Source organism: Cellulomonas marina, assembly GCF_900111925.1.
In the GTDB taxonomy this organism is placed as follows: Bacteria; Actinomycetota; Actinomycetes; order Actinomycetales; family Cellulomonadaceae; genus Cellulomonas; species Cellulomonas marina.
In genome coordinates this window covers 193,481-205,472 of sequence record NZ_FOKA01000004.1, presented here as the reverse complement: position 1 = coordinate 205,472, position 11,992 = coordinate 193,481, and the positions used below count along the sequence as shown (strand labels likewise).

The window sequence follows — 11,992 nt, the reverse complement described above, 5'->3', positions numbered from 1 at the left end:
CCGGGTCACGAGCCGCCATGCCAACCCCAGCACCGCGGTCGGGCCCGGGGCAAGAGGGCGAGGGAGGGCGGCGCCGGCGATGCGGCGAGACCACCGGGTCGCGCTGTCGCCGAGGGGACCGGGCCGGAGGTGGGACGACGACGGGGCCGCACCCGGGTGGGTGCGGCCCCGTCGGTGGTGCAGGGGTGCTGCGGATCAGATCCCGCGGGTGCCCGTGGTGCCCGTGGACGCGTCGCCCTCGAGCTCGATCTGCTCCTTGCGCGTGGTCTCGTTCACCGTCTCGGTGTCGGTGACGACGTCCTTGTCGAGGCGCACGCGCTCGACCGGGACGGTCTCCTTGGTCACGACGGCACGCTCCTCGGTGAGGACGACCTCGTGCTCCTCCTCCGACAGGTCCGGGCCGGCGAGCGCGTCGCCGACGTTGGCGTCGGTGATCGGCTCGCGCTCGAGGCGGACCTCCTCGCGCGAGACCGGCACGGTGACGTTCTGCTGCTCCGAGACGATGTACTTGCGCAGGCGGGCGCGGCCGGTGGCGACGCGCTCGGTGCCCACGTTGAGGCGCTCCTCCGAACGGGTCATGGCGTCGTCCGTCGTCGGGCCGCTGGTGTCGTGGCCCACCGTGCCGGCGGCGTCGAGGTCCGAGGTCCCCGTCGTGCCGTAGCCGGCGGTGCCCGTCGTCGCGTAGTCCGCGGTGCCGTAGCCGGCCGAGGTGCCGCCGACGCCGTAGTACGTGTAGAGCTCGTCCTCCTCGGCCTCGGACAGGTGGCCGTCCGCGTCGATGCGCGGCGCGCCCTTGACCTTGTCCTTGTCGAACGGCACGACGATCTGGTCGCCGCTGACGTTGGCCTGGTCCAGCGGGATGAAGGACTCGCTGGTGCCGAAGAAGCCCGTCGAGACGGTGATCCACTGGGGCTCGCCGGTCTGGTCGTCCAGGAAGACCTGGCCCAGCTTGCCGATCTTGTCCCCGTCGGTGCCGACGACGGTGGCGCCGGACGTCATGAGGTTCTGGATCTCGCTCGTGGCAATCATGTCGCTCCTCGGGTTCGGGATCGTGGTCGTGGTGCGGTGGTGCTTGCCGACGACGTTACGACGGCATTTCGGGCACCGCGACCCGAGATGTCACGACCGCCGGCTGCCACGGCGGTCCGACGACCGTCGCCGACGGCCGGTCCCGTTCCGTCGAGGACCCGTGCGCGTGGGCCGCGCGTGCGGCGACATGTCCGGCCACACGTCCGGCCGGCGCTCCTGTGGGGACGTCGCCCGAGTTGCACCGGGGCGGTGACGTGCGACGCTGGTCGAGAACGGAGAGTCCTGGTGCATCCACCCACACGGTCGCCCGAGCACGTCGGGAGCGCTGCGAGCAGGCACGACGTCCAGCCGAGCCACGACCTGCCGACCTTCAGCCGAGCCCTCACGCCGTCCATCCCACGGGCGGCCACCCGCGTCCTGACCCGCCCCGCGCCCGGCCCCCTGCGGCGCGGCGCCTCGCCCGTCGCCGGCGCCAGCGCGGGGAGCGAATCCTCGACCCGAGACCGACACTCGCGACGTCTATCGGAAATGCTCAGCGCCTCTTCCCCGGGCGCTCTCCGTCGTGCCCGGACGACATTGTTCGTGCGTCGCCGATGAACTCTCGAGGAATGTTTAGCGCGCACGACGGAGGTCCTCACGAGCGGAACGCCGGCGGCGCCAGGACTCGACGGGGTGCGCTGCGCCGGGCGCAGCGGGTGTGATGGGTGCATGACGAGCACGACGAGCACGGGCGGTGCCCCCGCGGGCGCGGGTGGCGCTGCTCGGGAGACACCCCCAGGTGCGGGCGCCGACGAAGGCGTCCGCGGATGACGCCGTCGGGGGAGGAGTACGACGTGCCGCCGGTGCGGGTGCGCGAGCACCGGCTGACGGTGCCCGTCGACCACGACGCACCGGACCGTCTCGGCACGCTCGAGGTCTTCGCGCGCGAGCTCGTCGACCCCGCCCGCGACGCCGAGGACCTGCCGCTGCTGCTCTTCCTGCAGGGCGGTCCGGGCGGGGCGAGCCCGCGGCCGCTCGGCAGCGGGTGGTGGACGACCGCGCTGCGCACGCACCGCGTCGTGCTGCTCGACCAGCGCGGGACCGGTCGGTCGTCGCCGGTGGACGCCCGGGTCGCGGCCCGGTTCCCGTCGGCGCAGGCGCTGGCGGACCACCTGGCGTGCCTGCGTGCCGACGCGGTCGTCGCCGACGCGGAGGCGCTGCGGCACCGCGTCTACGGCGGGCGCCGCTGGGCCACGCTCGGGCAGTCGTACGGCGGGTTCGTCACGCTCACCTACCTGTCCCGGCACCCCGAGGCCCTCACCGCGTGCTACGTCACGGGCGGGCTGCCGGGCCTGACGGCGACGGCGGAGGAGGTCTACACGCGGACCTTCCCGCGGCAGGCCGCCCGGGTGCGGGCGTTCGCGCGCCGGTACCCGCAGGACGTGGCGATGCTGGACGCACTGGCGGACCGGTTGGCCGTCGGCGACGTGCGGCTGCCGGACGGCGACGTGCTCACCGTGCGCCGGCTGCAGACGCTCGGGTCGGGGCTGGGCATGAGCACCGGGGTCGACGCGCTGCACTGGCTGCTCGACACGATCGGTGCCGACGACGACGGCGTGCCCGGCGACGCGTTCCTGGCGGCCGTCGGGGCGGCGACGGGCCTCGTCGGGAACCCGCTGTACGCGGTCCTGCAGGAGACCATCTACCACCAGGGCACGCGCGCACCGGGCTGGGCCGCGCAGGCCGAGCGGGAGCGCCACCCCGGTCTCGACGAGGGCGCCCGGCCGCTGGGCCTGACCGGGGAGGCGGTCTTCCCGTGGATGCTCGACGAGGTGCGCGCCCTGCGGCCCTTCCGCGGGGCGGCGGAGCTGCTGGCGGCGCGGACGGAGTGGCCGGCGCTGTACGACCTCGACCGGTTGGCGCGCAACGACGTGCCGGTCGCGGCGGTCCAGTACGTCGACGACCCCTACGTCGACCTCGACCTCGCCCTGGGCACGGCCGCCCGGGTCGGGGCGACGCAGGTCTGGGTCACGAACGAGCACCTGCACGACGGGCTGCGGGTCGCCGGGGACGTCGTCCTGCCGCGGCTGGTCGACCTCGCGGCCGGGCGGTGGTCGGTCACCTCGCCCTGATCCGGCCCCGCCCGGGAGGGCGCAGGCCGGGCACGGCCCGCTCAGTCGGCCTGCGCCGCGCCCCAGCCGTGCCACCGCTCGACGACGACGCGGGCGCTCACCCGCGGCCGGTCCCGCACGGGGTAGTTACGTCCGGTGTAGTGCCGCGAGAGCCGGTCGATGTCGACGAGCCCCTCGTCGTCCACCAGCGCGTCCACCCGGCCCTGGAGGCTGACGTGCGTGTACCAGTCGTCGTCGGCGAGCGCGGTGAGCGAGACGCGGGGGTCGCGGCGCAGGTGCGCGGGGCGCGCCCGTCCGGCGTCGAGGTTCAGCAGGACGGTCCCGTCCTCCTCGAGCAGGTACCACGTCGCGACGGAGACGGGACGGCCGTCGGCGGCCAGCGTGGCCATGACGGCGGGGTTCGGTCGGGCGAGCAGGGAGCGGACGGCGTCGGGGAGCGGGGGTCGGGGCACGGGCCCAGCATCGCCCAGCGCGTCCGGGTGCGCCCGGTTTGCCCGATCCGCGCATCGTGACCATGCTCGGTCGAGCGCCGTCACCCGTCGGCGTGAGTGCTACCAGCGCTACCCGCCCGTCCGGTCGGACCGCACCGGGCGCTGAGGACAAGGTCGTCCACGTGGACCGCACGTACCCCACCCCCTCCTTCCCGCCCGCCCACAGCGGCGACGACCGCCGTGGCGCCCGTCCCCGCGACGCCCGTCGTGCGGCCCCGGTCGCGCTGCTGGCCCTCCTCACCGCCGGGGTCGGCCTGCCGGTGGCCGCGCCGGCAGCCGTGGCCGCCCCGGCGCCCGACGCGTCCCCGACCTCCGCCGCCACGCCGGGCGCCTTCTCCGGCGTCGTGCCGGACGGCGTCTGCGCCGTGGAGGCGACGGTCCTCGGCGGTGCCGGCGGCGTCGCCACCGACAACGCGTCGCGCAGCGGCGGGGCGGGCGCGCGGATCACCGCGACGTTCGCGGTCCTGCCCGGGCAGGACTACGCGGGCACGGTCGGCGGTGGCGGCGGCGCCCCCGTCGGGGAGGGCGCCGACGCGACGGTCGGCGCCGGCGGCACCGGCGGCGGTGGTGCGGGCGGCAACAGCGTCCCGAACTACACGCTGCTGCGGCACCACGGCGCCGGCGGCGGCGGGCTCAGCTCCCTCTCGCTCGGCGGCGACCTCGCGGTCCTTGCGGGAGGCGGCGGCGGCGCGGGTGGCTGGCACTCGGAGACGACGGAGGGCCGCGGCGGTGACGGCGGCCTGCCGACGGCGCCGGGCGCTGCGGCGGGCACCGCCGGCCAGGCGGGCAAGGACGTGCCGGCGACGAGCGTCGGCGGCGGCGCGGGCGGCGGCACGGACGCACCCGGCGCGGGTGGCGTGAACGCCGCCGACGCGGGGCGCAACGGCTCCGCGGGGTCCGGCGGGACGGGTGGCGCCGGGGGCACCGACGCGACGCCCGACGCCGGCGGCGGCGGTGGCGGCGGGCTGTTCGGCGGCGGTGGTGGCGCCTCCACGGTCGGCTTCAACGGGCGCAACGGCGCGCAGGGCATCACCGGCGGCGGTGGTGGTGGTGGCTCGTCGTTCGTCGCCCCCTCGGTGCGGCTCGGCTCCTCGACGACCGCCCCGACCGGGCTGTCGGCGGTGCCGGGCGAGCGCCGGCAGGGGCCGGGCGACGGTCCTGACGGCGCCGTGACCCTCGACTGGGTGCCCTGCGCGTACGACCTGGCGGTGACGAAGTCCGCCGACCCGACGGCGGCCGTCGTCGGCGACACCGTGACGTGGACCGTCGTCGTGGAGAACCTCGGCCCCGACGCCATGACGCGCGGCGACCTCGTCGACGTGACGGACACGCTCAGCCCCGACGCGGAGGCGACCCTCACGGGCATCTCGACGACGGGCGGCAGCAACGCGGTGCTCGCCCGCGACCCGCTCGTGTGCGACGCCGCCGTCGGCGAGGCCCTGCCGGACACGCTCACCTGCAGCCGGCCGTACGAGGTCCTCGGCGGGGGCGGGGCGGACGGCGAGCGCGGGCTCGACGTCGGCGAGACGCTCACCCTCACCTACACGACGACGGCGACCGCGACGGGCGAGGTCACGAACACGGCCACGGTCACCGACCGCACCGAGGGCGACGACAACGACACGGCGACCACGACGGTCCCCGTGACGGGCTCGCCGCTGCCGGACGCCCCGACCGCCGCCGACGACCAGGACCTCGACAACGCGCCGGGCACGCCGGTGACCGTCGACGTCCTGGAGAACGACTCCACCACGCTGGTGCCCGGCACGGTCGAGCTGCTGACCCCGGGCACCGGGACCCCGACGACGACCCTCGTCGTGCCGGGCGAGGGCACCTGGACGGTCGACCCCGCCACGGGCGCCGTGACCTTCACGCCCGAGGACGGGTTCGAGGGCGACCCGACGCCGGTGACCTACCGCGCGGAGGACGAGGACGGCCAGCCGGCCCAGGCGACCGTCACCATCACCTACGTGGAGCCCGGCGCGCCGGCGGCGGTCGACGACGAGGACCTCGGCAACACGATCGGCGAGGTCGTGACGGTCGACGTGCTGGCCAACGACTCCGAGGGCCTCGACCCGACCACCGTGCGCCTGGTCGACCCGGCGACGGGTGACCCGGTGACGAGCCTCGTCGTGCCCGGCGAGGGCAGCTGGACCGTCGACCCCGGCACCGGGGCCGTCTCCTTCACCCCGCAGGCCGGGTTCGGCGGGAACCCGACGCCGGTGGACTACGTCGCGGCGGACGCCGAGGGCGCGGCCGTGCGGGCGACCGTGACGATCACCTACGTGCCCGCGCCCGTGCCGGACGCGAGCCCGTCGCCGAGCCCGTCCGTCACGCCCGCACCGGTGACGCCCCCGACGGGCGGCTCCGGCACCGTCGTGCGACCGACCCGCGTCCTCGCCGCGACCGGTGCCTCCGTGGCCGCCGGCCTGGCGCTGGCAGGTGGGCTCGTCGCCGCGGGCCTCGGCCTGACGACTGCCCGTCGTCGCCGGCGGTCCTGACGGCCCGCGGGTAGCCGGGCGCACCCGCCCGCAGCAGGCGGCACGCCGCGGCAGCAGCACGAGACGGCGGAGGCCGGTCGGGACGTCCCGACCGGCCTCCGCCGTTCCCCGTGCCGACCCGCGGGCGTGGTGCCGCGGGCCGACCGTCTCAGTGCGCGACGGTCGGCACCTCGTCGTCCCGCCCGGCGACGCCGGCGGCGGACCCGGCCGCCGCACCGCGGGGCCGGCGACGGATGACGAGGCCGCCGGCCAGCGCGACGCCCACGAGCGCGACGGCGGAGACGGCGAAGGCCGTGTGGTAGCCCGAGAGCGTCGCCGAGGCGACGTCGGCGGGCGACGGCTGCCCCGCCGGGAGGGCACGGGTGACGGCGCCGGCGTAGAGCGAGGACAGCAGGGCCGTGCCGATCGAGCCGCCCACCTGCTGCATCGTGTTGACGGTCGCCGACGCGACGCCGGCGTCCTGGCGGTCGACGCCGCTCGTCGCCGTGGCCATCGCCGCGGAGAAGACGAGGCCCATGCCGAACCCGATGACGGCGAGCGCGGGCAGGATCGTCCCGAGGTACGTCGAGTCGAGCTCGAGGCGCTGCAGCAGGAGCAGGCCGGTCGCGGCGACGAGGCCGCCGACGAAGATCTGCACCTTCGGCCCGACGCGCGGCAGCAGCCGCGCCCCGACGAGCGCCGCGCCGAGCGAGATGGACACGGGCATGGCCAGGAAGGCGAACCCGGTGCGCAGCGAGGAGTAGCCCAGCGTCTGCTGGAGGTAGTACGTGAGGAACAGGAAGATCCCGAACATCCCGATGCCCACGAGCGCGATCGCCAGGAACGCGCCGCCGCGGTCGCGGTCGAGCACGACGCGCAGCGGCAGGAGCGGGTGCGCCACCCGGCGCTGGACGACGACGAACACCGCCAGCAGCACCGCGCCCGCGGCGAGGTACACCCACGTGAGCGGGTCGCCCCAGCCGTCGGTCTCCGCGTGCGCGAAGCCGAACACGACGAGGAACAGGCCCGCTGTCGCGGTCACGACGCCGGTCCAGTCGATGGCCGGGCGGTGCGTCGGGGCGGTGGCGGGCACGTAGACGAGCGCGCCGACGACGGCGATGCCCGCGATGACGAGGTTGACCAGGAGGCACCAGCGCCAGGACGTGTACTCCGTGAGCACCCCGCCGAGCAGCAGGCCGATCGCGCCGCCGGACCCGGACAGCGCGCCGAAGACGCCGAAGGCCTTGCCGCGCTCGCGCGGGTCGGTGAACGTCGTCGTCAGCAGCGACAGCGCCGAGGGCGCCAGCAGCGCGCCGAACACGCCCTGCAGCGCGCGCGCCGCCACCAGCAGCTCGAAGCTCCCGGCCGCGCCGCCGAGCGCGGACGCCACCGCGAAGCCGATGAGCCCGACGAGGAACGTGCGCCGGCGGCCGAAGAGGTCGGACAGCCGCCCGCCGAGCAGCAGGAGGCTGCCGAAGGCGAGGGAGTAGGCGGTGACCATCCACTGGCGCTGGTCGTCGCCGAAGCCGAGGTCCGCCTGGGCGGACGGCAGCGCGATGTTCACGATGGTGGCGTCGAGGACGACCATCGTCTGGGCGATGCCGATGACGACGAGGGTCAGCCAGCGGTGGTCCCGCTGCGGGCGGGCGGACGCGGGCGCGTCGGCAGGGGTGCTCGACGAGGTGCTCATGGGGGTCCTGTCACGAGGTGGGGCGTGCCGTGGTGCGGCGCAGCCGTGGCAGCGTCGCAGGCCCCGGTGACATTCCCGGTCCGGTTCCCGATCCGGCTGTGGTGGTGGTCACGTGTTCCCTCCGGACGGGCCCGCGGCCGCGGTGCCGGTGCCGCCCGGCGCGGCAGGATGGGCGCATGGACGCCCAGCACCCGGGACGCCGCCCGCCCCTCCTGAGGGTCGGCCTCGCCCGGGACCCCCGCGCGCAGCGGCACATCGGCACGTTCCTCGCGGCGGCGCTGGTGACGGTGCTGGTGACGCGCGGGCTGCTGGCGCTGACCGGCTACCCCCAGCTCGGCGGGTCGGGGCTGCACATCGCGCACGTGCTCTGGGGCGGGCTGCTCATGGCCCTGTCGTTCGTGCTGCTGCTGTCCTTCGTCGGGCCCGCGGTCCGGCCGCTCGCGGCGCTCGTCGGCGGGGTGGGGCTGGGGCTCTTCGTCGACGAGATCGGCAAGTTCGTCACCGACGACAACGACTACTTCTACGAGCCGACGGCCGCCCTGGTCTACGGCGCGCTGGTCGGGCTGGCCCTCGTCGCCGACACCGTGCACTCGCGACGGGCGCCGCACCGCACCGAGGCGCTGGCCGCTGCCGTCGACCAGGCGACCGCGGGGGTCGCGGGCGGGATGACGCCCCGCGCCCGACGACGTGCCCACGAGGCGCTGGAGGACGCGGGCGACGTCCGCGGGGCGGCGGAGACGCGCGCGCTGCTGGGCGTGCTCGAGGAGGACCACGACGAGCTGCCGGACCCCGTCGGGGCGCTGAGCCGCGTCGTCGACCGGACCCTGCGCCGCCTCGTCCGGGCGCGGGCGGTGCCGGCGTTCGCGGTGGCCGTCTTCGCGGTCGCGGCGCTGGTGACCGTGACGCGCGGGGTGCTGGCGTGGCGCGAGCGGGCGGACGAGCCGGGCTGGGTGGTCGGCGGCATGATCGTGTCCGGCCTGGTGTCCTTCGCGCTGTGCGCCGTCGGCCTGGTCCGCAGCCGCACCGACCGGGTCGACGGGTACCGGTGGTTCCGGCGGGCGGTGCTGCTGAGCCTGTCCGTCACGCAGGTCTTCCTCTTCCGCATCTCGCAGTGGGACGCGACGCTCGGGCTCGCCGTGGACCTGCTCGTGCTCGGCCTCGTCGCGGCGGAGCTCGACGTGCTGCGCGCTGGCGGGCAGCGGGAGGCGCCGGCCCCTGAGGCGCCGGCTCCGGGGTCGGAGGCCCCCGCGGCGTCGGTGCCGCTGCGCCGGACGGGGGAGAACCACCGCGCGGGCACGACGGGCGGCCGCCGGCGGTCCTAGCGTGCCCGGTATGACCGTTCCGCCCGTCCTGCCGCCCCTGCCCGGCTGGGTGCGTGCCGCCGTGCTGACCCTCATGCCCGCCGTCGTGCTGGTCGCGACCGTGGCGGTCGGCGACCGGACGCCGTGGCTGGTCGCGGTCCTCCTCGTGCTGGCGGCGACGGTGGTCTTCGCGCTCGCCCTGGCGCCGTTGCACGGTGGCGGGCGACGCGGCGCGCCCGGAGGCGGGCACGTCGCCCGGACGCTCGCCGCCGCGGGCGCGTCGACCCTGGCGCCGGTGCCACCGACCGACGCGAGGGGTATCCCCTCGCGCGGCGTCCTGCGCGGGTCGCCGGCTGAGGGCGACGAGGACCGGCACGCCGCCGACGCCTACCTCGCGCCCCCCAACCGGGCCTGACCGTCCGGGCCGGGACGTCCGCCCCGGGGCCCCGACGCCAGGGGTGGCGAGGCGCTGACCTGCATGAACCGTGTGGTTCAGGGGGCCGGACCCCTGGGCTGGGCGGCTCGTGTGTGCCTACTGTGACCCGCCGCGCCGGAGATCGTGCCCGGGCGGACGACGTCCCTCATCAGTAGGAGATCTGCCTGTGAGAAGAACCCTCGCGCTCACCCTCGGCGCGACCCTCGTCGTGGTCACCCCCGTCGCCGCGACCGCGGCCTCCGCCGGCGCGGCACGACCGGCCGCCCCGGCCGTCGGGGCGACCACGACCCCGCAGCGGGAGGACGACCTGTCCAGCCCGCTCAGCGACAAGCAGCGCGAGCTGCGGGCCGCGGCCCTCGAGAAGGTCGTCTCGGGGGAGGCCCAGCCGGTCGGCGACAACAAGGTCGTGCAGGTCGCCAAGGGCCAGTACGTCGAGCTCGCGCGCCAGGACACCGACGCGATCTGGACGGTCCTCGGCGAGTTCTCCGACCTGCCGCACAACACCATCCCCGAGCCGGACCGGTCCGTCGACAACACGACGATCTGGGCGCCGGACTTCTCGCAGCCGTACTTCGACACGCTGCTCTACTCCCAGGCGGACGGCGTCAACTCCGTCGCCAACTTCTACGACGAGCTGTCGTCGGGCCGCTACACGGTGACAGGCGAGGTCGAGGACTGGGTGCAGGTCCCCGGCAAGGGGGCGTCCTACGGCGACAACGCCCTCGGCGACGCCGTCACCTGGAAGTTCCTCAACGACACCCTCACGGCGTGGTACGCGGAGCAGCGGGCGGCCGGGAAGAGCGTCGCGGAGATCGACCGGTACCTCTCGCAGTTCGACGTGTGGGACCGGTACGACTTCGACGCCGACGGGAACTTCGACGAGGCCGACGGGTACATCGACCACTTCCAGGCCGTGCACTCCGGCATGGGCGAGGAGGTCGGTGGCGGCGTGCTCGGCGAGGACGCCATCTGGTCGCACCGCTGGTACAACCAGTCCACGCGCATCGGCGCCGGCGGCCCGACGGTGAACGGCACGGCCAACGCGCTCGGCGGCGCCCGGGTCGGCGAGTCGAAGTACTGGGTCGGCGACTACACGGTCGAGCCCGAGAACGGCGGCGTCGGCGTCTTCGCGCACGAGTTCGGCCACGACCTCGGCCTGCCCGACCTGTACGACACGTCCGGCACCGGTGCCGACAACTCCACGGCCTTCTGGTCGCTCATGAGCTCGGGCTCCTACGGCAACAACGGGCGTCCCGAGGAGGGCATCGGCACGCGGCCGACGCACATGGGCGCGTGGGAGAAGCTGCAGCTCGGCTGGTTGAACTACGAGACGGTCGCCCCGGGCGCCAAGGCCAGCACGAAGCTCGGCCCGGCCACCGCGAACACGAAGCAGGCGCAGGCCCTCATCGCGCTCCTGCCCGACCGCCAGGTGACGACGACGATCGGCACGCCCTTCGAGGGCTCCGACTTCTGGTACTCCGGTTCCGGGGACGACCTGGACCACACGATGCTGACCCCGGTGCCCGCGGGTGCCACCTCGCTCACCGCGAAGGTGAAGTACCAGATCGAGCAGGACTGGGACTACGCGTACGCCGTGTACTCCACGGACGGCGGGAAGACCTTCACCTCGCTGGCGACGAACCGCTCCACGAGCACGGACCCGAACGGCCAGAACTTCGGTGCCGGCATCACGGGCACGACCGGCGGCCAGTGGGTCGACCTGACCGCGAGCCTCGCGGGCGTCCCCGCCGGCGCCCTCGTCGGGTTCCGCTACTGGACCGACGGCGCGGCGACCGAGCCCGGCCTGCAGGTCGACGCCGTGACGATCGGCGGCGCACCGGTGACGACGTGGACGCTGAAGGGCTTCGTCGTCTCCACGGGTACCGCGACCGAGTCGTTCTTCAACGCCTACATCGCCGAGAACCGCACCTACACCGGGTACGACGCCGGTCTGCGCACCGGGCCGTACAACTTCGGCGACCCGACCCGCCCCGACTGGGCCGAGCGCCTGCCGTACCAGGACGGCCTGCTCATCAGCTACTGGAACGAGCAGTACGCGGACAACAACGTCGGCTCCCACCCGGGCGCGGGCCTCGTCCTGCCCGTCGACGCCCACCCCGGCCTGCTCTACGAGCCGACCGACGACGAGGGCACGAACCGCACGAACGGCGAGAGCTGGCGCCCGCGGGTGCAGTCCTACGACTCCACGTTCGGCACGCAGCGCACGGACGTCGTGACGCTGCACGACCCGGACACGGGCGTCGCGAAGACCTACGGCGGCCTGCCCGCCGTCCCGGTCTTCGACGACCGCAAGGACTGGTACGTGGCGAAGGGCGAGCAGCCCGACGCCGACGGCTGGAGCGGGGTCGAGGTGCCGAAGACCGGCACGACGATCCGCGTCGTGAGCACCAGCGCCCGCGACACGTTCATGCAGGTCCAGGTCAACTGACCGGC

General features: G+C 75.3%; 8 protein-coding genes. 5 read left to right on the top strand and 3 right to left on the bottom strand.

What is annotated here, in order from left to right; all coding sequences use genetic code 11:
* Positions 1–195: 195 nt before the first annotated feature.
* A complete protein-coding gene (locus BM048_RS06210; RefSeq protein WP_090031567.1) occupies positions 196–1,029 on the bottom strand; it encodes a DUF2382 domain-containing protein in 834 nt (277 codons plus the stop codon).
* A gap of 806 nt (positions 1,030–1,835) precedes the next feature.
* On the opposite strand from BM048_RS06210, the gene BM048_RS06205 reads away from it, so the two are divergent.
* Complete coding sequence (locus BM048_RS06205) at positions 1,836–3,140, top strand: alpha/beta fold hydrolase (RefSeq protein ID WP_090031565.1); 1,305 nt, start codon at positions 1,836–1,838, stop codon at positions 3,138–3,140.
* 41 nt (positions 3,141–3,181) lie between these two features.
* On the opposite strand, the gene BM048_RS06200 is transcribed toward BM048_RS06205, so the two are convergent.
* Positions 3,182–3,592, bottom strand: coding sequence for a TIGR03618 family F420-dependent PPOX class oxidoreductase (locus tag BM048_RS06200; protein ID WP_090031564.1), 411 nt, complete (start codon positions 3,590–3,592; stop codon positions 3,182–3,184).
* 161 nt (positions 3,593–3,753) lie between these two features.
* Between BM048_RS06200 and BM048_RS06195 the strand changes: the two genes are divergently transcribed.
* Positions 3,754–6,132, top strand: a complete 2,379-nt coding sequence (locus BM048_RS06195; RefSeq protein WP_090031562.1) for an Ig-like domain-containing protein — start codon at positions 3,754–3,756, stop codon at positions 6,130–6,132.
* A 148-nt stretch (positions 6,133–6,280) separates the two neighbouring features.
* On the opposite strand, the gene BM048_RS06190 is transcribed toward BM048_RS06195, so the two are convergent.
* On the bottom strand, positions 6,281–7,801 hold the full coding sequence (locus tag BM048_RS06190; protein WP_090031561.1) for an MFS transporter: 1,521 nt from the start codon (positions 7,799–7,801) through the stop codon (positions 6,281–6,283).
* 176 nt (positions 7,802–7,977) lie between these two features.
* On the opposite strand from BM048_RS06190, the gene BM048_RS06185 reads away from it, so the two are divergent.
* The 3 genes from BM048_RS06185 (at position 7,978) to BM048_RS06175 (ending at position 11,987) form a co-directional block, all read left to right on the top strand.
* Complete coding sequence (locus BM048_RS06185) at positions 7,978–9,123, top strand: hypothetical protein (protein ID WP_175499345.1); 1,146 nt, start codon at positions 7,978–7,980, stop codon at positions 9,121–9,123.
* 10 nt (positions 9,124–9,133) lie between these two features.
* On the top strand, positions 9,134–9,517 hold the full coding sequence (locus BM048_RS06180; protein ID WP_090031559.1) for a hypothetical protein: 384 nt from the start codon (positions 9,134–9,136) through the stop codon (positions 9,515–9,517).
* Positions 9,518–9,704: 187 nt separating this feature from the next.
* Complete coding sequence (locus tag BM048_RS06175) at positions 9,705–11,987, top strand: immune inhibitor A domain-containing protein (RefSeq protein WP_090031558.1); 2,283 nt, start codon at positions 9,705–9,707, stop codon at positions 11,985–11,987.
* Positions 11,988–11,992 lie beyond the last annotated feature (5 nt).